20 protein-coding genes are annotated in these 20612 nt (G+C 70.5%); 14 read left to right on the top strand and 6 right to left on the bottom strand.

Annotated features, from left to right (window positions below; translation table 11 throughout):
• The coding region (locus ACLFRB_RS03705; protein WP_411067654.1) for a hypothetical protein at positions 1-546 on the top strand (546 nt) is incomplete at its 5' end.
• A gap of 172 nt (positions 547-718) precedes the next feature.
• Here the strand turns inward: ACLFRB_RS03705 and ACLFRB_RS03710 are convergent.
• Positions 719-1312 carry a DUF938 domain-containing protein gene (locus ACLFRB_RS03710; RefSeq protein WP_411067655.1) on the bottom strand — a complete coding sequence of 198 codons (594 nt, stop codon included), beginning with the start codon at positions 1310-1312 and terminating at the stop codon, positions 719-721.
• Positions 1313-1366: 54 nt separating this feature from the next.
• Positions 1367-2401, bottom strand: a complete 1035-nt coding sequence (locus ACLFRB_RS03715) for a sodium:calcium antiporter (RefSeq protein ID WP_411067656.1) — start codon at positions 2399-2401, stop codon at positions 1367-1369.
• Between the two features lie 143 nt (positions 2402-2544).
• Here ACLFRB_RS03715 and ACLFRB_RS03720 point away from each other — a divergent pair, with 143 nt between their 5' ends.
• From ACLFRB_RS03720 to ACLFRB_RS03760, 9 genes are all read left to right on the top strand, one after another.
• Entirely contained in the window at positions 2545-3186 is a 642-nt protein-coding gene (locus ACLFRB_RS03720) for a DUF4870 domain-containing protein (RefSeq protein ID WP_411067657.1), read from the top strand.
• A gap of 196 nt (positions 3187-3382) precedes the next feature.
• Positions 3383-3808 (top strand): c-type cytochrome, encoded by a 426-nt coding sequence (locus tag ACLFRB_RS03725; protein WP_411067658.1) that lies wholly within the window; start codon positions 3383-3385, stop codon positions 3806-3808.
• 13 nt (positions 3809-3821) lie between these two features.
• The gene (locus ACLFRB_RS03730) at positions 3822-5222 is read left to right on the top strand and encodes a cbb3-type cytochrome c oxidase subunit I (protein ID WP_411067659.1); all 1401 of its coding nucleotides are present in this window, start codon (positions 3822-3824) and stop codon (positions 5220-5222) included.
• Between the two features lie 191 nt (positions 5223-5413).
• Positions 5414-6004 (top strand): cytochrome c oxidase subunit 3, encoded by a 591-nt coding sequence (locus tag ACLFRB_RS03735; protein ID WP_411067660.1) that lies wholly within the window; start codon positions 5414-5416, stop codon positions 6002-6004.
• 4 nt (positions 6005-6008) lie between these two features.
• Positions 6009-6293 carry a cytochrome C oxidase subunit IV family protein gene (locus tag ACLFRB_RS03740; RefSeq protein ID WP_411067661.1) on the top strand — a complete coding sequence of 95 codons (285 nt, stop codon included), beginning with the start codon at positions 6009-6011 and terminating at the stop codon, positions 6291-6293.
• 20 nt (positions 6294-6313) lie between these two features.
• On the top strand, positions 6314-7123 hold the full coding sequence (locus tag ACLFRB_RS03745; RefSeq protein WP_411067662.1) for a CbbQ/NirQ/NorQ/GpvN family protein: 810 nt from the start codon (positions 6314-6316) through the stop codon (positions 7121-7123).
• Positions 7104-7508, top strand: a complete 405-nt coding sequence (locus tag ACLFRB_RS03750) for a hypothetical protein (protein WP_411067663.1) — start codon at positions 7104-7106, stop codon at positions 7506-7508. The genes ACLFRB_RS03745 and ACLFRB_RS03750 overlap by 20 nt, the downstream gene beginning before the upstream one ends.
• A gap of 91 nt (positions 7509-7599) precedes the next feature.
• Positions 7600-8592, top strand: a complete 993-nt coding sequence (locus ACLFRB_RS03755; RefSeq protein ID WP_411067664.1) for a 4Fe-4S binding protein — start codon at positions 7600-7602, stop codon at positions 8590-8592.
• Positions 8593-8600: 8 nt separating this feature from the next.
• Entirely contained in the window at positions 8601-10451 is a 1851-nt protein-coding gene (locus ACLFRB_RS03760; RefSeq protein ID WP_411067665.1) for a nitric oxide reductase activation protein NorD, read from the top strand.
• A gap of 137 nt (positions 10452-10588) precedes the next feature.
• On the opposite strand, the gene smc is transcribed toward ACLFRB_RS03760, so the two are convergent.
• A complete protein-coding gene (gene smc, locus ACLFRB_RS03765; RefSeq protein ID WP_411067666.1) occupies positions 10589-14110 on the bottom strand; it encodes a chromosome segregation protein SMC in 3522 nt (1173 codons plus the stop codon).
• 80 nt (positions 14111-14190) lie between these two features.
• Complete coding sequence (locus ACLFRB_RS03770) at positions 14191-14601, bottom strand: metallopeptidase family protein (RefSeq protein WP_411067667.1); 411 nt, start codon at positions 14599-14601, stop codon at positions 14191-14193.
• Between the two features lie 48 nt (positions 14602-14649).
• On the opposite strand from ACLFRB_RS03770, the gene ACLFRB_RS03775 reads away from it, so the two are divergent.
• Positions 14650-15117, top strand: a complete 468-nt coding sequence (locus tag ACLFRB_RS03775; RefSeq protein ID WP_411067668.1) for an RDD family protein — start codon at positions 14650-14652, stop codon at positions 15115-15117.
• Here the strand turns inward: ACLFRB_RS03775 and lptG are convergent.
• Positions 15102-16169 carry an LPS export ABC transporter permease LptG gene (lptG, locus tag ACLFRB_RS03780; protein WP_411067669.1) on the bottom strand — a complete coding sequence of 356 codons (1068 nt, stop codon included), beginning with the start codon at positions 16167-16169 and terminating at the stop codon, positions 15102-15104. The two genes, ACLFRB_RS03775 and lptG, sit on opposite strands and share 16 nt — an antisense overlap.
• A complete protein-coding gene (lptF, locus tag ACLFRB_RS03785; protein WP_411067670.1) occupies positions 16166-17302 on the bottom strand; it encodes an LPS export ABC transporter permease LptF in 1137 nt (378 codons plus the stop codon). The genes lptG and lptF overlap by 4 nt, the downstream gene beginning before the upstream one ends.
• A 324-nt stretch (positions 17303-17626) precedes the next feature.
• Here lptF and ACLFRB_RS03790 point away from each other — a divergent pair, with 324 nt between their 5' ends.
• The 3 genes from ACLFRB_RS03790 to ACLFRB_RS03800 all read left to right on the top strand — a co-directional run bounded on the left by ACLFRB_RS03790 (position 17627) and on the right by ACLFRB_RS03800 (position 20581).
• A complete protein-coding gene (locus tag ACLFRB_RS03790) occupies positions 17627-19117 on the top strand; it encodes a leucyl aminopeptidase (RefSeq protein ID WP_411067671.1) in 1491 nt (496 codons plus the stop codon).
• Entirely contained in the window at positions 19114-19554 is a 441-nt protein-coding gene (locus tag ACLFRB_RS03795; RefSeq protein ID WP_411067672.1) for a DNA polymerase III subunit chi, read from the top strand. The genes ACLFRB_RS03790 and ACLFRB_RS03795 overlap by 4 nt, the downstream gene beginning before the upstream one ends.
• A 67-nt stretch (positions 19555-19621) precedes the next feature.
• Positions 19622-20581, top strand: a complete 960-nt coding sequence (locus tag ACLFRB_RS03800) for a hypothetical protein (RefSeq protein ID WP_411067673.1) — start codon at positions 19622-19624, stop codon at positions 20579-20581.
• The last annotated feature ends 31 nt before the right edge of the window (positions 20582-20612 follow it).

Raw genomic sequence — 20612 nt, forward strand, 5'->3', positions numbered from 1 at the left:
CAGGATCGCCAGCAGGAGGAGGAAGGCGGCAGCGGCTCCATCCTCCACACTGCCGCGGTGGTGGGCTACGACTTCTGGCTCGGCCAGCGCAACGAGCTGCCCGACCAGGAATGGGCCTACGGCGCGACCATCAAGTACTTCGGCGGCTCCCCCGAGAGCAACCGTCTCGGCCTGGGCGTCAATTGGATGCACAGCACCCTGGACGTCTCCTCCCCGATAGCCGCCGATGACCGGTCCTTCTCCGACGAGCTGGAGCTCGACCGGGTCGGAGTGGACCTCTACTACGGCCTGCCCGCCAACGACCGCAACGAGGTGCCCTACTTCCTGGCGGGCGGGGGGCGCCTGACCGCCGAGGGGGACACCGCCGCCGGCGAAACGGACAGCGTCCAGGAAACCTTCTGGCAGGTGGGCATGGGCATCATCAACGGCGATTCGCAGAACACGGCCTTCGCCCTGGAGCTGAAGTACATCGGCAAGGCCGGCACGGAGATCCGCGAGGACAACGGCATCATCGAGCTGTCCATGTCCCTCGGCTACAACTGGTAGCCCGGAGTCCCGTCGCGGGAATTCCTGTCCACGATTTCGGTTGCAGTCCGGGAGGCGGGGCAAGGCCTCCGGGCTTCAAGGGTGCCTGCCCTGTGGGCATCCCTTCAGGCGCACTCCATTCTTGCCCCGCCTCCCGGGCGTTTCCCTTGGCTAGGAATTCCCGCAACGGGCGCTAGACCCGCCGCCACACCAGGGTCCGGTTGTTGGCGGGCATGGCGTGGTCGGCCTCCAGATGCAGTCCCACGCGCCGGCCCAGGGCCTCCAGCTCCCGCAGGTCCCGAATGCCGCTTGCCGGGTCCCGCTGACGGAGCATGGCGTCGAAGCGGGCGTTGCTGCCGCTGGTGTGCTCCCCGCCGTAGGCGAAGGGCCCGTACAGGCAGAAGGCGGCCCCCTCCCCGAGGATCCCCGCCACCCCCGCGAACATCCGCTCCAGCTGCGGCCAGCTCACGATGTGGGCGGTATTGGCGGAGAACACCCCGTCCGCCTGCCCCACCGGCCACGGCTCCGCGTCCAGATCGAGCACCAGCGGCACGCGCACGTTGGGCAGGTCCGCCTCCGCCAGCCAGGCCCGGATCCCCGGCAGGTTGTCCGCAACGTCGGTGGGCTGCCAGGTGAGATGGGGCAGATGGCGCCCGAAGTGCACCGCGTGCTGGCCGGTCCCGCTGCCGATCTCCAGTACGGTCCCCGCCTCCCGGAAGACCTCCGCGAGCACCTCCAGGATCGGGTCCTTGTTGTTCTCACAAGCCTGGGAGAACGGCTTTTTCATGGGATCCTTCCTAAGGGGGATGGGGAAAGGGGATGGGGGCCGTCGGGAACCGGGCTAGGCACCGGCGCCCAGCATCAGGGCCCCCAGCAGGTACAGGGACAGCACCACCACGCTCTCGAAGCCGATCCGTCCCGGCCCCAGGCGCTCGCGACGCAGCAGGCCGAGCACCAGCACCCCGGCCATGAGCATGGCCAGCGCGGCCAGGGCCGGCTCGCGAGGGCCCATGGCGTGGTAGATGGAGCCTTGGCGGTAGGCCATATCCGCGACGGCGGCGAAGAGGGTATCAAAGGCGTTGCCCCCCAGCACGCCCCCCACGGCCAGAGTGAGGGCACCGCGCCGCACCGCCGCCACCGAGGTCACCAGCTCCGGCAGGCTGGTGGCCACCGCCACCATCAGGGCCCCCACCACGCTCTGGCTGATGCCCGTCAGCTCCGACAGGGACTCCCCCGCGCGAGTCACCCCCCAGCCGGCCACGGAAACCACCAAGGCGGCAGCCAGGAAAGCCCCCCACAGGCCAAGGAGGGAGCCACGCTCCAGGTTCTCCGCGTCGGGCTGGTCGGTGCGGGTGGCGGCGGTCCGGCGGGGATGCCACATGGGCTCCTCCCGGCTCTCGGCCACCAGGTAGGCACCGTATCCATAGGCCACCAGCAGGATGGGGCTGACGGGATGCACGCCCAGAATGCTCGTCTCGGGCCCCAGGACGGCCACCAGCAGGCCGCCGAGGAGAACCACCAGCAGCACACCCCACATCATGTTGGGCAAGGAGGCGGCGGCGTGCTCCAGGTTGGCCCGCCGGTAGGCCAGATCGGCGACGGCCAGGAAGGCGGTCTGGACGGCGATGCCGCCGAGGGCGTTGGACATGGCCAGGGAGGGGTAGCCGTTTGCCGCCGCGGTTACCGATGCGATAATCCCCGGCAGGGAGGTGCTGGCCCCGAGGAAGACCGCCCCCACGAAGGCCTCGCCGAGGCCGGTGCGGTCCGCCAAGCGGTCGGCGAGCCCCGCCAGGCGCACGCCCACCACGGCGATCACCAGGGCGCCCAGGCCGAAGACGGCCAGGCTGAGGCCCAGGGGCCAGACCTGGCTACCCACCTTCGCCCCCGCCACCGGCCTGCGCCAGCCACCGGCGAACGCTTGCCCCCGTCCAGAGTCCACCACTAAGGACGGAGCGGCCCTCCCCCGCGGTCCGCGTAACCGCGATCCGCCTACCCACAGCCCTGCCCGGAGCGCTCCACGTGATCACCATTGCCACCTTCGATAACCAGGCCCTCGCCCATATCGCCAAGGGGCGCCTCGAAGCGGAGGGCATTCCGGCCGAGATCGCCGACGACCATCTGATCCAGACGGACTGGCTCTACGGCGTGGCCCTCGGCGGGATCAAGGTCCAGGTCCCCGAGGCCCACGCGGCCCGCGCCCACTCCATCCTGGAACAGGATTACTCCGGGGAGCTACACCCCGAGCCGGAGGAGGAGCCAACGGTCGCGGAGGAGCCCCGCCCCATGGATCCCTTGGCCAACGACCCGGCGTCCGCGCCGGATCATGGCACGGACGTGGGCAAATGGGCCGCCCTGGTGCACCTCGCCGCCTTCGCCGGCCTTTTCGTTCCCCTTGGCAACCTCCTGGGCACCCTGTTCGCCTGGCTCGGACGCCGCGGTGTGGCTCCCGAGGTGGACCGGGCGGGCCGCGAGGCGGTGAACTTCCAGATCAGCATCACCCTTTACGCCCTGGCCGCGCTGGCCATGGCCAGCCCGTCGGTGGCCTACCCCGTTATCCTGGGCCTGTTCTTCCTGGATACCATCCTGGTGCTCTATGCCGCCCTGCGCGCCCACCGCCACCAGCCCTTCCGCTATCCCCTGACCATCCGCCTGCTTACCTGACCCCCGGGCGTCACCCGAAATCCCCTTTTCCATCAGCCTCCTCGCTCTGTGCCGCTGGAAAGTTGATTGAATTGATCAGGATCATGGACCGCCCCGAAAGGTGCACGGAGGATACCGGAAAACCCGATACGAAGGAGGGCGTTTCCATGCCGTGCCGAGCTGATTTCCCGCCGCCGGATACCGGGAGGGACCCATCATGAGCGAGGCCTTCACCAAGTCCATGGCCCGGAACATCTTCTACGGGGGGAGCCTGTTTTTCCTCCTCCTGTTCCTGGCCCTGACCTTCGACACCCACGGCACCATCCCCGAACGCGTAAACACCGCGGAGCTTACCGAGGAGGTGGCGCACGGCAAGGAGGTCTGGGAGGAGAACAACTGCACCGGCTGCCACACCCTCCACGGGGAGGGCTCCTTCTACGCCCCGGAGCTGGGCAACGTCTACACCCGCCGCGGTCCCGAGTTCATCAAGAGCTGGATCAAGGCCCAGCCCACCGGCGCTCCGGGACGCCGGCAGATGCCCAATTTCGACCTCACCGAGGAGGAGCTGGACGCCCTGGTGGCCTTCCTGAAGTGGGCCGACGAGATCGACACCGCCGACTGGCCGCCGAACGTGGAAGGGTAAAGGAGTGCCGACCATGCAGTACGCCTCGCAATCCGTCGCCAAGCCCTATTTCGTAGCCGCCCTCGGTCTGTTCGTGGTGCAGATCGTTTTCGGCCTGATCATGGGCACCCAGTACGTGATCGGGGACTTCCTGTTCCCCGCCATCCCCTTCGACACCGCCAAGATGGTCCACACCAACGCCCTAATCGTCTGGCTGCTGCTGGGCTTCATGGGGGCATCCTACTACCTCGTCCCCGAGGAGTCGGAGACCGAGCTGCACAGCCCCGGGCTGGCCATCGCGTTGTTCTGGATCTTCGTGGTGGCGGTGCTGTTGACGGTGGTCGGCTATCTGACCATGACCTACAGCAACCTGGCGAAGATCACGGGCAACGAGTACTGGCCCACCATGGGCCGGCTGTACCTGGAGCAGCCCACCATCACCAAGGTCGGCATTGTCGTCGTAGCCCTGGGCTTCCTCTACAACATCGGCATGACCGTCCTGAAGGGCCGCAAGACCGTGGTGTCCTCGGTGCTGCTGATCGGCCTGCTGGGGCTCGCCGGCCTGTTCCTGTTCGCCTTCTACAACCCCGACAACCTGGTGCTGGACAAGTACTACTGGTGGTGGGTGGTGCACCTGTGGGTGGAGGGCGTGTGGGAGCTGATCATGGCCTCCATCCTGGCCTTCGTGCTGATCAAGATCACCGGCGTGGACCGCGAGGTGATCGAGAAGTGGCTGTACGTGATCATCGCCGTGACCTTGATCACCGGCATCATCGGCACCGGCCACCACTACTACTGGATCGGCGCCCCCGAGTACTGGCAGTGGTGGGGCTCCATCTTCTCCGCCCTGGAGCCGATCCCCTTCTTCATGATGGTGGTGTTCGCCTTCAACGTGGTGAACCGGCGCCGGCGGGATCATCCCAACCAGGCCGCCACCCTGTGGGCGCTGGGCACCGCCGTGATGGCCTTCCTGGGCGCAGGGGTGTGGGGCTTCATGCACACCCTGGCCCCGGTGAACTACTACACCCACGGCACCCAGATCACCGCCGCCCACGGCCACCTGGCCTTCTACGGCGCCTACGTCCTGGTGGTACTGACCATGATCTCCTACGCCATGCCGCACCTGCGCGGCCAGGGAGACGCAGCCAGCGACCGCGCCCAGGTGATGGAGATGTGGTCCTTCTGGCTGATGACCGTTGCAATGACCTTCATCGTCCTGTTCCTGACGGCGGCCGGCATCCTGCAGGTCTGGCTGCAGCGCTACGGCGCCGACCCCATGCCGTTCATGCAGGTCCAGGAGGAGGTGGCCCTGTTCTACTGGGCCCGGGTGCTTACTGGCCTGGTGTTCCTGACCGGCCTGATCGTCTACCTGGCGAGCTTCTTCGCCAAGGGCGAGCCGGCCACCAAGAAGGCCGCCGCTCAAGCGGCCAGCTGATACTACCGCCACGTCCGGAGGGGCGTCTGCCCCTCCGGGCCCTTCTTGGGACGGATCCACCGCGAAGCCGCAGGGGTGCGACGGGGCCGCAATGGTTCGCCTTCCCCCCGAGCGGCGATTTCCGGCCTCCGCCGTGGCCGGACCCCGCCGCCCTCTGCGGCTCCGCGGTGGATCCCACAAGGGAAGCGCCCATGCGCACCGATCCGCAGCCCGTGGCCGCCGGCCTGCGCCGGCACCCGCCGGGCGACCTGGCCATGTGGGTGTTCATCCTGGCCGAGCTGCTGGTGTTCGGGGTCTTCTTCGCCGCCTACGCATTCGCCCGCGCGGCCCACCCCGAGCTCTTCAACCAGTATCAGGCGAACCTCGACCGTACCGGCGGCCTCATCAACACCGCCCTGCTCCTCACCGGAAGCTACTTCGCGGTACGGGCGGTGGGCGCCATCCGCCGCGGCGGGGCCACCGCCTGCCAGGGGTGGCTGCTGGCCGCCCTGGCCGCCGGCGGGGCCTTCCTGCTGGTGAAGGGCGCCGAGCTCGTCCACCACTACGGGGAAGGCATCCGGCTCTCCACAAACACCTTCTACATGTTCTACCTGTCGCTCACCGGCTTCCATTACATGCACGTGATCATGGGCATGGTGATCCTGGCGGCGGTGGCCGCCAAGGCCCGCGCCGGCGCCTACACCGCCGCCGAGCACACCGGCGTGGAGACGGGGGCCGCCTACTGGCACATGGTGGACCTGGTGTGGCTGATCCTGTTCCCACTCGTCTACGTGATGCGGTAACCCCATGAAACGATTTGCCCGTTCCACCGTCCCGGAGCCCGCCCCCACGGCCACCTGGCTCCTCCTGCTGGCCCTCACCGGGGTCACCTACGCCATCGGCGAGCTCCATGTGGAGGGCCCGGTCCTGATCTTCGGCGCCCTGGGGGTCGCCTTGCTCAAGGGGCGCCTGATCGCCTGGCGCTACATGGAGCTGGCCCGCGTGCAGCCGCTCTGGCGCCTGGTGGTCGGCGCCTGGCTGGCGGCCGTGGGCGGCCTGATCGCCACCGCCTTCCTGCTGGCCGGAAGCTGACCCCATCCCGGAGGATCCCGATGCCAACGCAAGCCTTCGCCGCCGCCACCCCGGACACCCCCTTCTACCGCCCCCAGGGGCGGGAGGCGGAGGTGTTCCGCCACGCCCACCGCAACCAGCTTCCGGTGCTCATCAAGGGGCCCACCGGCTGCGGCAAGACCCGCTTCGTGGAGCACATGGCCGCGGAGCTGGGCCGGCCCCTGTACACCGTGGCCTGCCACGACGACCTGTCGGCGGCCGACCTGGTGGGCCGCCACCTGATCGGCGACGGCGCCACCTACTGGTCGGACGGCCCCCTGACCCGCGCCGTCCGCGAGGGCGGGATCTGCTACCTGGACGAGGTGGTGGAGGCCCGCAAGGACACAACCGTGGTCCTCCACCCCCTCTCCGACGACCGCCGCATCCTGCCCATCGACCGCACCGGCGAGACCCTGCAGGCCCCACCGGAGTTCATGCTGGTGGTGTCCTACAACCCCGGCTACCAGAACCTGCTCAAGGGCATGAAGACCAGCACCCGCCAGCGGTTCGTGGGGCTGCGCTTCGGTTTTCCCGAGCCGGCGGCTGAGCGCGACATCGTGGTCACCGAGACGGGGCTGGACGCCGAGCGGACCGACCAGCTGGTGGAGCTGGCCAACCGCATGCGCCGGCTGGAGGACCACGACATCGAGGAGGCCGCCTCCACCCGTCTGGTGGTCCACGCCGCCACCCTTATCCGCGACGGCTTCGATCCGGTGGCCGCCTGCGAGAACGCGCTGGTGGAGCCCCTCAGCGACGACGTCGAGACCCTGGACGGGCTCATGGAGGTGGTGCATGCGGTCCTCGGCGGCTGAGCGTTCCGCCCCCAACGACCGCCGGCTGGCCGTCTGGGCCGAGGCCCTCTACCTGGCCAACCTCCTGCCGGCCCCGGTGCTCGGCTTCGGCCTCCTACTGTGGTTGTTCCTCACCCGAGGCCGAACGGCCTCCCCGCTGGCCGCCTGCCACCTGCGCCAGGCGGTGGCGGCCAGCGTCTGGGCGGGGATCCTGATCGGTGCGGCGGCCCTGCTCATCGTCGCGATCGGCGGCTTCGACCGGGCCGGGACCTGGGTGCTCCTGGTCCTGTACGTCACCTGCGTGCACTCCATGTTCATCCTGCTCGGGGTCATCGGCCTGACCCGTGCCATGGCCGGCCGCCCCTTCCGTTATCCCCTCATCGGTCCGCGCTGCGGGGCGGAGTGACGCGGCCGGGCGTTGACCGCGGTCAACGCCCGACCCGAACGGTCGGGATTATGCTTGGGTCCAGATCTGGACCCCGTACGGGAGGAAAGCGATGGGCACGCTGCAGGATCACCGGCGACTGACCCGGCTGGGCTTCTTCGCCCTGTTCGTGCTGGCCCCGGCCCTCGACCTCTTCCGCATCGACCTAACCCAGGGCCACGCCATCCTGTTCGGCCAGGACTGGACCCTGGGCCTGGGCCCCTTCGTGGCTGGCGAGGCGAGCGCCCTGGAGGCGGGCTGGAACCTGTTCTGGCGCTTCTTCCTCCCGGTGTTCGGCGGGGCCGCCCTGTTCCTGCTAGTGGCCTGGCGCTGGGGCCGCCTGTACTGCGGTTGGCTGTGTCCGCACTTCTCGGTGGTGGAGACCGTCAACGGCCTCATGGAGCGCACCATCGGCCGCCCTAGCCTGTGGGAACGCAAGCCCCTTCCAGCGCGCAAGGCCGACGGTAGCCTGCGCCGGAGCGACCGCCGTTTGTGGCCCTTGACCCTGCTGGTCGCTGTCGGCTTCGCCCTCCTGTGGGCCGTGGTGCTGCTCACCTACCTGCTGCCGCCGGCGACGGTGTACGGCAACCTAGTCACGGCGGATCTGACCCGCAACCAGGCCCTGTTCATCGGTGTGGCCACCACCCTGTTCCTGATCGACTTCCTCGCCGCGCGTCACTTCTTCTGCCGCTACGGCTGCGCGGTGGGCCTGTTCCAGAGCCTGGTTTGGATGGCCAACCGCCGGGCCATGGTGGTGGGCTTCGACCGCGCGCGGGCCTCGGCCTGCGCCTCCTGCAACGCCGCCTGCGACAACGCCTGCCCCATGCGGCTGAACCCGCGCACCATCAAGCGCCACATGTTCGCCTGCACCCAGTGCGCCCAGTGCATCACCGCCTGCGAGACCGTCCAGGCGGACAATCCCGCGGGCTCCCTGCTGCGGTGGGTGGACGGGGATTGCGCCCTGGACGTCTCCGCCCACGATTTCGGCCGCCGCCCCGCGGTGCCCCCGGACTGTTTCCGCTCGGACCGGACCGCCGCGGGCCCGCGCATCGTCTACGAAGACTGAGGAAGCCCATGGATCCCGAAGAGGAAGTCGGCAAGGTCTGGGACCGCCTGATCAAGGGCGCCGCGCGAACCGCCTACCCGGAAGCGGCGGTGACCCTGGACGGGCTCCGCCCCCGCATCGGCCTGCTCTTCCGCGCCCTCGGGGGCGATCCCGGCCTGTCCATCGAGGCCGCCGGCGCCGAGCCCCATGACGCCCGGCGCAGCCTCCTGCAGCGGGTCGCGGGCAGCCACCGCCGGGTGGAGCTGGCCTGGGCGGACGCCGAGGCACTGCGCTTGCCGGAACGCATCGACCTCTTCCCCGAGCCGGAGCGCAACCGAGACCTGTACCTGTGGCTCGCCGCCCTGGCGGCCCTGGACCGCACCACGGAGGGTCCGGCGGGCTGGGCGCGGGGGCCCTGGCTGACCACCCGCGCCCTGGCGCGTCTGCCCGGGATGCGGACGCGTTACGCCCGCCTGGTGGAGGCCTACCTGCCGCTGCGCCCCGACCCTCGGCGCCTGCCCACCGACGAGGCCGCCGCGGAGCGGGCCATCGGGGAAGCCCTGATCGAGCCGCGCCGGCCCCTGGCCCTCCCCGCGGCCCGGCGCCCCCCCTACCCTGTGGCCCTCTGGCTGCACCCGCACCCACCCCACTGGGACGAACCCCGGGCGCCGGGAGGGGACGACGGCGAACCGGCGGACCCGGAGGGCGAGGGCGAGACCCGGGCCCTGGAGGACCGCCGGCGGCGCCGGGGCCAGCAGGTGGCCATGCCCGAGCGGAACAGCGGGCTGCTCCTGTTCCCCTTCGACAGCATCCTGAGCTGGTCCGAATTCCTGAATGTGGACCGCCCCACCGAGGAGGACGAGGACCTGGACAACGCCGCCTCGGCGGCCGACGACCTGGACCTGCTCTCCCTGGCGCGGGACAACCGCCGCTCCGCCTCGCGCCTGCGCTTCGACCTCGACCTGCCGAGCGCGGCCAACGACGACACCCCGCTGGGATCGGGGATCCTCCTGCCCGAATGGGACTACCGGCGGGGGACCCACCGGCCCGATCACTGCCGGCTGCAGCCCCTGGTGGCGTTGGAGGCCGAGTCGACCCCCCTCCCCCCCCACCTGCGCCGGACCGCCCGACGGCTGCGCGCCCAGTTCCAGCAGCTGAACCCCGTGCGTACCTGGAACAAGGCCCAGCCCGACGGCACGGAGATCGACCTGGACGCCTACCAGCGCTTCGCCGCCGAACGCGCGGCCGGACAGGCCAGCGGCGAGCCCGCCCTGTACCAGGACCTGCGCCCCGGCGACCGCCAGCTGGCCTGCCTGCTGCTCGCCGACCTCTCCCTGTCCACCGACACCTGGGTGAACCGCGAGGCCCGGATCATCGACGTCATCCGCGACAGCCTGTTCCTCTTCGCCGAGTCCCTGGCGGCGACCGGCGACGCCTTCGCCCTGTACGGGTTCTCGTCGCGCAAGCGGGAGCACGTGCGCTTTCACGTCCTGAAGGAGTTCGGGGAGCGCTACGGGGGGGAAGTACGCGGCCGGCTGACCGCCATCAAGCCGGGGTTCTACACACGCATGGGCGCGGCCCTGCGGCAGGCCACGCACCTGTTGGAGAAGCGCCCCGCCGAGCAGCGCCTGCTGCTGCTGCTCACCGACGGCAAGCCCAACGACATGGACCAGTACGAGGCCCGCTACGGGGTGGAGGACACCCGGATGGCGGTGCGGGAGGCCCGGGCGGCGGGGCTGCAGCCCTTCTGCGTGACCATCGATCGCGACGCCGAGGACTACCTGCCCCACCTGTTCGGCAGCCAGGGGTTCGTAGTGATCCGCACTCCGGAGGAGCTGCCCCGCCGGCTGCCGCAGCTCTACGCCCACCTCACGCAGTAGAAAACGGTCCGAAGGAGTGCACTTGTAGGAGCCCGCTTTAGCGGGCGAGTCCTTCCGGAGCACCGGTGCCCGCTTGCCCAATCGCCCGCTGAAGCGGGCCCCTACCTGGACCTTTTCCAGCCACCCGGGCCCGGGTGTCAGGCCTGGGCCAGCTCCGCGCCCTCCTCCACCGACACGGACACCATGCGGCTCACGCCCGGCTCGGCCATGGTGATGCCCACCAGCTGGTCGGAGGCCTGCATGGTGATCTTGTTGTGGGAGATGACGATGAACTGGGTGGTGTCCGACATCTCCCGCAGCAGGTCGCCGTAGCGGCCCACGTTGGCGTCGTCGAGGGGCGCGTCCACTTCGTCGAGGACGCAGAAGGGCGCCGGGTTCAGCTGGAACATGGCGAAGGTGAGGGCCACCGCGGTCAGGGCCTTCTCGCCGCCGGAGAGCAGGTTGATGGAGGCCACCTTCTTGCCCGGCGGCTGGGCCATGACATCCACTCCGGTCTCTAGAGGGTCCTCGTCGGTCATGGCCAAATAGGCGCGACCGCCCCCGAACAGGCGCGGGAACAGGGTGCGGAAGTTGGCGTCCACCGCCTCGAAGGTCTCCCGGAAGCGGTTGCGCGTCTCCGCGTCGATGCGCTGGATGGCGCTCTCCAGGGTCTCCAGGGCCTCCTCCAGGTCGGCCGCCTGCTCGTCCAGGTGGGCCTTGCGCTGCTCCACCTCCTCGTGCTCCTCGATGGCGGCCAGGTTGACCGTCCCCAGGGCGTCGATGGCCTTCTGCAGCTCGCCGCGGCGCCGCTCCAGGGCCTTGGCGTCGGCGTCGTCGGCCAGGGCGGCCAGGCAGTCCCGTGGCGTAGTGCCCGCCTCCTGGATGCGGGCCTCGGCCTCCTCCAGGCGCACCTCGGCCTTGTTGAGGTTCTGGCGCTCCTCCTCCAGGTTGTTGCGCCGCCGCTCCACCTCGGCCTCCGCCTCGGTGCGGGCCTCCTGGGCCCGGCTCAGGGCCGCCTGCGCCTCCTCGGCCACCTTCCGCCGCTCGGCGAGCTCCCGCTCCGCCTCGGCGCGCGCCTCTAGCGCCGCTTCCAGGCGCTCCTGTACCTCCTCGGCGGGCGCGCCGCGCTCCGCCAGGCGCTCCTCCAGCTCCCCCAGGCGCCGGCGCCGCTTGTCCAGCTCCTCGGTGGCCCACTGGGTGTGGCGCTCCGCCTCGGCGCGCGCCGCCTCCAGGCTCTGCAGCCGGGAGCGGACCTGGCCCAGCTCCTCGCGGGCCTCCCGCTCCCGGGTCTCGGCCTCGGCCGCGGCGGCCTGGGCCTCGTTGCGCTCGCGCTGGTACGCCTCCAGGGAGCCGCCCAGCTCGCGCTCGCGCTCGCGGGCCTGGGCGGCCGCCTCGGCGGCCTCTTCCTTGGCCAGCCGCTCGCTCTCCTCCTCCTCGGCGAGCTGCTCCAGCTCGCTGCGCAGGTGCTCGCGCCGCTCGGCGAGCCGGTCGGCCTCCGCCCGCTGGCGGCTCTCCGCCTCGCGGGCATCGCGTACGGCCTCCTCCGCCTGCTCCACCTCGGCGCGCGCCGCCTCCAGGCCCTCGCGGGCCTCCTCGTGGGCCGCCTTGGCCGCCTCCAGGCGCTCCTCCGCCTCGGTGACCCGGCCCTCCTCGGTGGCCAGGCGCTCCTCCAGGCCCTCGATCTCCCGGCGGCGCTGCAGCCAGGAGGTGCTGGCGTCCCGCTCGCCGCGGTTTACCACCACCCAGTCGCGCCCCACCCGGTCGCCGGCGGGGGTGACGAAGTAGGCCCCAGGGGGCAGGTCGCCGGACCGGGCCAGGGCCGCATCCAGGTCCTCGGCGGCGTGCACGCCAGCCAGCCACTCCGCCACCACCGGACGCAGTCCGGCCTCGCATTCCACCCGGTCCAGGAGGGTTCCGGCGGCCTCGGCGCCTTCATCCTCCGTCGTGGGCCGCACCGCCGGGAAGCGGCCCCCTTCGCGCTCCCGCATCCAGTCCAGGAGGTCCTGCCATTCCGTGCCCTGCGCCACCAGGGCGTTCAGGCGCTCGGCCAGGACCTCCTCCACGGCGGACTCCCAGCCCGGCTCCACGCGCAGGCGACCGCCGAGCAGGCGCTCGCGGTCGTGGCCCACGCGCTCCAGCAGTTCCCGGGAGGCGGCATCCAGGTCCTCGCCGCGGCGCTCCAGGGCCCGCAGGGACTCCAGCTGCGCGGCGATCCGCTCGCGCTCGTGGCGCCGCTCGCTGACCGCGTCGGCGGCCTCGTCGCGCTCCCGCTCCCGGTCCCGCAGGGCGGTCTCGGCGGCCTCCAGCGCCTCGCGGACGGCATCGCGCCGCTCTTCGGCTCTAGCGCGCCCGGTCTCCGCGCTCTCCGTGTCCACTTCCCCCGCCTGGCGCTCCAGGTCGTCCCGCTCCCCCTCCCGGGCGGCCTTGCGCTCGCCGATGGCCTCCAGGCGCCGCTCCGCCTGCTGGACCCGCTCCTCCTGGAGGCGCGCCTCCTGGGCGGGGCCCTGGACCGCCTCGCGGGCCTGCTGTTCGGCCTCCTCGGCGGCGCGCAGGCGCTCCCGGGCCGCCTCCAGGGCCTCGGCGGCCTGCTCGTGGCGCTCGGCCAGCCGCTCCACCTCCTCCTTGAGCCCCTCCTGCTCCCCGGTGGACTCCTCGATGCGCGTGCGGTGCTCGGCGAGGCGCTCTTCCAGCTCGGCGATCTCGGCGCCGGCGGCGTCCCGCTCCTCCTCCAGGCGCTGGCGCTCCTGGCGTGCGTGGTCCTGCTCCCGCTCCAGGGCGGCGATCTCCGACTCACGGGCGTAGTAGCGGCCCTGGGCCTCGTTCACCGCCTCGTTGGCCTCCTCATAGGCCACCCGCTGGCGCTCCGCCTCGGCTTCGGCCTCGGTCACCTTGCTGCGGGCGGCCTCCAGCTCCGTCTCCAGGTGGCGCACCTCACCCTGCTTGGCCTCCAGGACCCGCTGCTGATCGCGATAGCGCGCCCCCAGGAGATGGTGGTCCACCTCGCGCTGCTCCTGCTTGAGGGCCTTGTACTCCCGGGCCCGCTCGGCCTGCTCGCCGAGCTTCTCCAGGCGGTCCGCCAGCTCGCCACGCAGGTCCTCCACGCGGTCCAGGTTCTCGCGGGTCTGCTCGATACGCCGCACGGTCTCCTTGCGGCGCTCCTTGTAGCGGGTGACGCCGGCGGCCTCCTCCAGCATGAAGCGGCGCTCCTCGGGACGCGCCTCCACGGTGCGGGAGATCATGCCCTGCTCGATGATGGCGTAGGCCCGCGGCCCCAGGCCCGTGCCGAGGAATAGGTCGGTGATGTCCTTGCGCCGGCAGCGGCTGCCGTTGAGGTAGTACTCGGAGTTTCCGTCCCGGTCCACCGCCCGCTTGACGCTGATCTCGTCGTAGGCGGCGTAGGGCCCGCCCAGGACACCCTCGCGGTTGTCGAAGACCAGCTCCGCCACCGCCCGGCTCACCGGGGCCCGGTTGTCCGAGCCGTTGAAGATGAAGTCGGTCATGTGGCCGCCGCGCAGGTGCTTGGCGGAGCCCTCGCCGAGGACCCAGCGCACGGCGTCGACGATGTTGGATTTCCCGCAGCCGTTGGGCCCCACCACGGAGGTGATGCGGGACGGCAGGGGGATGGTGGTGGGGTCCACGAAGGACTTGAAGCCCGATAGCTTGATGCGCCGCAGCTTCATGGGCGGGGAGGCCCCTCCTTTTTGGGGTGCGGTTTGCCCGTGCCGAGCCAGGCAGCGTTCGCCTCAGGGAGCGATGCCCCTCAATCCGGCGCCCCCTCCGGGGGCTCGCCGTATTCGATGCGGTGCAGATCGTCGTCGTCGTAGCCCAGGTAGTGGCCGAGCTCGTGGATCAGCGTGTTGCGCACGCAGTCGGCCACCTCAATCCCGTGATCCCGCGAATACAGCAGGATGGCACGCCGATAGAGGAAGACCTGGTCGGGCTCGGCACCGGCGTAGTGGCTGCCCCGCTCCGGCAGGGGCAGCCCGCGGTACAGGCCGAGCAGCTCCAGCGGATGGCCGAGCTCCATCTCCCGACTGGTTTCCGGGTCGGCCTCCTCCTCCACCAGGATGGCCACGTTCTCCACCGCCCCCCGGAATTCCGGGGGGAGCTCCGCGATGGCCGCCTCCACCTGCTCGGCGAACCAATCCATGTCGTCGCTCTCGATACCCATGGGCGGATGGTAGACTCAATGCCCCTGATACGGAAACCCGGAGCAGCCATGCCCGCCGCGCCCGATCCCGAATCCCGTGTGTCCCTGCTGCGCCGCCTGGGGGCCGCCCTGTACGACGCCCTGATCTGCCTCAGCCTGATCCTCGGGGCGGGCATTCTGTTCACCCTGCTCATGGGGGGCACCACAGAGAACCTGCGCGGCCCCGGGCCTGCCGGCCGCGCGCTGCTGTTCACTCTCTGGGTCCTCCTGCCCCTGGGCTACTTCCTGATCTCCTGGACCCGGGGCGGCCAGACCATCGGCATGCGGGCCTGGCGGATCCGACTGGTGACCGAGGCCGGGGAGCCCGTGCCCCCGGATCGTGCCCTGCTGCGCTTCCTGATCGCCCTGCCCGCCTGGCTGGCCGTCGGGCTAGGGGTCCTTTGGTCCCTGGTGGATCCGCAGCGCCGCACCTGGCACGGCCGCCTCTCGGGGACCCGCCTGCAGCGCCTGCCCAAGGACACTCAGCGCGCTCGGTAAAGCAGCACCCCGCCAGCGAGACCGAAGACGGCCACCGGCAGCCAGGCCGCCATCACCGCCGGCAGCGCTCCGGCCGCGCTGAGCTGACCGGTGAGCACGTTGCTGGCATGGAATGCAAACCCCAGGGCGATGCCCGCCAGCAGCCGGCCTACCCGACCGCCGCCGCGCGTGTTCAGGGTCACGAAGGGGGTGGCCACCAGCACCATGACCAGGGCGGCCAGGGGCATGGTGATCTTCTGCCACAGGCTGAAGGCGAGGCCCCGAACCGGTTGGCCTTGCTCCCTCAGGTCGCCCACGTATTCCCAGAGATCCGTGAACGGCATACGCTCCGGGGTCTTGCCGAGATCGGCAAGCACCGAGGGCTGGATGCGGAAGGGCATCACCCCCCCCTCCTTGGGCGTCGGGGCAAGCTCCTCCGTGGAGACCCCCCGGGCCCGGTGCAGCCGCCAGCCGCCGTCCTCGTGCACCATGGTTCGCGCCTCCACCATGGCCTGCAGCATGCCGGTCTCGTCGCGCTGGAAGATCCGCACCCGGCGCAGTTCCTGCCCGGATCGGGCCACCCGGGAGGCGGAGACCACCCAGCGGCCGTCCTGGAACCAGATCCCGCCCCCGGGGAGCCAGCGCCCCTGCCGGGAGCCCTTCACCTGCTCGTCCACGTACCGGTCGGCCATGTAGGTCAGCTGGCCCGCCACGCTGTCGTTCAGCACGAAGGTCACCACGGCCACCACCGCCCCGCCCAGCAGCAGCGGCCGGGCCACCCGCGGCATGCTCAGACCACCGGCCCGGAGAGCGGTGAGCTCGGCGTTGCGCGCCAGCTCGCTAAGCAGCACCAGCGTTCCCAGGAGCACCCCGAAGGGGGCCATCTCCACCAGAATCCCCGGCGCCCGCATGGCCAGGTAGACGAGAAGCTGCCCCACGCCGAACCCGCCCTCCCCCAGCTTGCCGCTATAATTCAGGGTTTCCGAGAGCAGGTAGATGCCCGTAAGGAGGAACAGCATCAGACCGGTGCGGCCGAAGAAGCCCACCAGGAGGAAGCGGTCCACGGTCTTCATGGGGTGTCCTTCCGAGCCCGCCGGGGCCGGGGAAGCAGCCCCCCTGGCGCAGGCAGCAGGGGACGGGAATGGACCCGCTGTCGGAGCAGATGAAGCGCCAGGAGGAGGGTGGGCACCGGCATGGCCCACAGCAGCCAGTGGGGCGGCACCTCGCCCCGGCCCGCCCACTCCTCTACCACGATCAGGCCGTTGTGGTAGGCGAGCACCAGCATGGCTCCCCATAGCACGCCGAAGGACCGGCCCTGCCGGCGGTTTTCCACCCCCAGTGGAAGGGCCAGCAGCAGGAGGATGGGCAGGCTGAGGGGCAGCGCCAGGCGCCGGAACAGCTCAGTGCGGTTGGGAATGGCGTCCTCTCCCTCCCGGGAGCCGGCGAGCAGGGCCGGGGTCGGCATGGCCTCCCGGCCCAGATCCCCGGACTCCACCTCGGCCAGGGATTTGCGCACCCGGTAGCGGTCGAAATGCATGACCCGCCCGTACTCCTCTCCCGCGAGGCGGGCCTGGAAACGCAGCCCGTCACGGAATACGGCCTCCACCCGGCCGTCCTCCTGATAGCGAAGCTCTCCCTGCTCGGCGGTAATGGTGGCGGCGGGATCGGCATCGCCGTCGTGGAAGAACACCGGACGCATATGGCCCTCCGGCCCCCGGCGATCGAAGTAGAGCACCCGCCCCCCGGGGAATTCGTTGAATTCCTCGGGCTGCACCAGGCTGGTCAGGGCCTGGCGCTGGAACTCGGCGGTGGCCCGTTCCAGACGCGCCTCACCGGCCGGCTCGGCCCACAGGGTCAGCCCCGATTCCAGTACGGCCCCGACCAGGGCGATGACCACCACGAGTGGCAGCAGGTTGTACAGGCCCACTCCCGCCGCGCCCAGGGCGTCCATCTCGCTGTCCATGCACAGCCGGGAGATGGTGGTCAATAGCCCGAAAAAGAGGGCCAGCGGCAGGGCCAGGCTCAGGATCTTGGGCACCGCCAGCCCCAGGAGGGCCAGGATGGCCTCCCCCGGGAGCTCGCCCTGGGCCATATCCTTCAGGAAATCCAGGCCCTTGGCCAGCAGCATAAGGAAGGTCACCAGGACAAGGATCAGGAAGGCCCGCCCCACCACTTCCATCCCTACGTAACGGTGGAGCACCTTCATGGGGCAATCCCTTCCATTGCCCCGGTTCCGAGGAGGACGACGCCCACCCGGGGCCACCAGGCCGCGCTCGCCTCCCCGGAAGCGGTAGCGGGCGGCCGCGGAGCAACCCCAGCGCAGGAAGGGTTAATAGCCGAAAATGAAGACCGGGACATGGACAAAGGCTCAACCGCCGGATTACTGGACAGAATTCAACAAAACAGACCTTTACCGGTCTTTCCAGGGAAGATAAACTGAAATCTCCAATTTTCCCGAAAAGGCCCGTCCCGCCCGGAGGCGGGGTGGAAGCCCCTTGCCATCTTTCCGGGTCAGCGAAGGAGTCAGGCGATGGAAGTCTTCATCAAGAGCGGCAGCCCCGAGAAACAGCGAACCGCCTGCGTGGTAGTGGGCGTCTTCGAGCCCCGGCGGCTCTCCCCGGCGGCCCGGGACATCGATCGGGCCACGGACGGCTATCTGACGAAGCTCCTTCGCCGCGGAGACCTGGAAGGGCGCCAGGGGCAGTTCCTCATGCTCCACAACCTGCCCAATATCCTACCGGATCGTGTCCTCCTCGTGGGCATGGGCAAGGAGCGCGACCTCGACGACAAGCGCTATCGGGAGACGGTGGAGGCCCTGGTCAAGCACCTGGACGGCACCGGCTCCATGGAGGCGGTGGTCTACTTCCCCGAGCTCCACGTCAAGGGCCGGGAGATCGAGTGGAAGGTGCGGGCCGCCACGGAATCCGGGGCCCTCGCGCTCTACCGGTTCGACCAGTACAAGTCGAAGGCGGAGAAGCCGCGCCGTCCCCTGCGGCGATTGACCTTCTGCGTGCCCCGCCGTAGCGACCTCCGGGACGGCCAGGTGGCGGTGGACCGGGGCCTCGCCTACGCCAACGGGGTCATGGAGGCCCGCGACCTGGCCAATCAGCCGCCCAACGTGGCCACCCCCGCCTATCTGGCCGAGCGCGCCGGGGAGCTCGCCAAGGAGTGGAACCTGGGGCTCACCGTGCTCGACGAGAAGCAGATGGAGGAGGAAGGCATGGGGGCCTTCCTGGCGGTGGGCAAGGGCTCGGCGAACCCGCCCCGGCTGATGGCCATGGAATACCAGGGCGGGGTCAAGGGCGACAAGCCCTACGTCCTCGTGGGCAAGGGGATCTCGTTCGATTCCGGCGGCATCTCCATCAAGCCCGCCGCGGCCATGGACGAGATGAAGTACGATATGTGCGGCGCCGCCGGCGTGTTCGGCATCATGCGCACCATCGCCGAGCTGCAGCTGCCCATCAACGTGGTGGGTGTGGCGGCGGCGGCGGAGAACCTGCCGGACGGGCAGGCCTACCGCCCCGGCGACATCCTCACCTCCATGTCCGGCCAGACCATCGAGGTTATCAACACCGACGCGGAGGGCCGGCTGGTCCTGGCGGACACCCTGACCTGGATCCAGCGCTACGACCCGCGGGTGGTGATCGACATGGCGACCCTCACCGGCGCCTGTCTGGTGGCCCTGGGCAAGAACGCCGCGGGGCTGATGGGCAACAACGACCGCCTGGTACGCGAGCTCATGGACGCCGGCGACGAGACCGGCGAGCGGGGCTGGCAGCTGCCCCTCTGGGACGACTACCAGGAACAGCTAAAGAGCAACTTCGCCGACATGAAGAACGTGGGGGGCCGGGAGGCGGGGACCATCACCGCCGGCTGCTTCCTGTCCAAGTTCACCGAGGACTACGAGTGGGCCCACGTGGACATCGCCGGGGTGGCCTGGAAAAGCGGGGACGACAAGTCCGCCACGGGCCATCCGGTCCGCATGATTAGCCAGTACCTGGTGGAGCGCGCCGCCGGATGACCACCCGGGTGGACTTCTTTCGCCTCAGCGGGAAAGGCGAGGACCTCGTGCCGCGCGCCGCCTGCATGGTGGCGGGCAAGGCGTACGGCTCGGGCTACGGGGTGCTGCTGCTGGCGGGCTCCGAGGCCCTGCTGAGCGACCTGGATACCCGCCTGTGGACCTACCGGGCCGGCAGCTTCGTCCCCCACGCCCGTCGCGAGCGCCTGGACCCGGAGGCCCCGGAACCGGTGGTTCTGGCCCCCGACTGCGCCGATCCCGGCGGCGCCCAGGTCCTGGTCTGCGCGAGCCCGCCCCCCATGGAATGCCTGTCCGGCTTCCGGCGGGTGGCCGAGTTCGTCCCCCCCGACCCCGCAGGCCGCGAGGCGGCGCGCAGCCGGTACCGGGCCTACCGGGAGGGCGGCTTCGATCTGCACGCCCACGACCTGCGGGTCAATTGACAGCCGGCGTTTCCCGGCCCGATACTGATCGCCCCACTTCCCGGATCGCGGTTCCAAGGAATCGAGCATGGCGGATCAAGAACGCAACCAATCGGCTTCCCCCGAGCAACCGGGTCAGGGTGCCGACTCGGACATCAGCATGGACGAGATCCTGACCAGCCTTCGCAGCATCCTGGAGGAGGACCAGGCCGCAGCCTCGGAATCCCCCGCCGAGTCCGGGTCCCGACAGGACCCGGACGATGGGGAGGAGCTCCTGCTCACCGAGGTGGTGGAAGAGAATCCGGCTCCATCGTCCGCCGAGTCCTTCGACTCCGCCGGGCAGGAGGACCCCCAAGGCGACTCCGACGGCCTGGAGGATCTCCAGCTCGACGGCCTCGACGATCAGCAGGAAGAGCCCCCCGCAGCCACCTCGACGGTCCATGGCCTGTTCGAGGAGCGGGAGCCCAGGGGAGACGCTGCGGAGGCCCCGGAGGCCTCCGGTCCCGAGCTCGATCCCGGCGGCTCCGGGACCGAGGCTCCCGCCGAGGGCCCGGCATTCCCCCTCAACGAGGAGCCCGCCTCTTCCGCCCCGGAGGCCCCCTCCCGAAGCGACGCCGGGCCCTTCCCGTTCGGCGGGGATACAGCCACCGAGGCCACCGGAGACGCTGCCGAAGAGCCCTCCCCCATCGTCCCCGGACCGGCCACGGAGGCCGGCGACCTGGAGCTCCCCGGGGAGCCCGCCCTTGATGCCGCGGAGGCCCCGACACCGGAAGCCGGTCCGGCCTCGGCAGCTCCGGCATCGGCTTCCGAGCCTTCCCCAGCGGTCCCTCCCGCGCCGGAAGTGGACGAGGCCGCGCTGCGGGAGACGGTGGAGCAGACCGTGAGCGAGCAGGTGGCCAAGGCCACCGCCGACCTGGACTCCGCCCTGGCCGCCGCCCTGGAACCGATGATCCGGGAGACCCTGGAGGGCTATCTGCAGCAGCGCCTACCCGAGCTTTTGCGCGAGCTGGCCGAGGCGGAGATCGAGCGCATCAAGCGGGGGGAATAGCGCCGGACCGCCCCCTGAGCCGTTTTCCAGC

Source organism: Thiohalorhabdus sp. (assembly GCF_046545655.1).
In the GTDB taxonomy this organism is placed as follows: domain Bacteria; phylum Pseudomonadota; class Gammaproteobacteria; order Thiohalorhabdales; family Thiohalorhabdaceae; genus Thiohalorhabdus.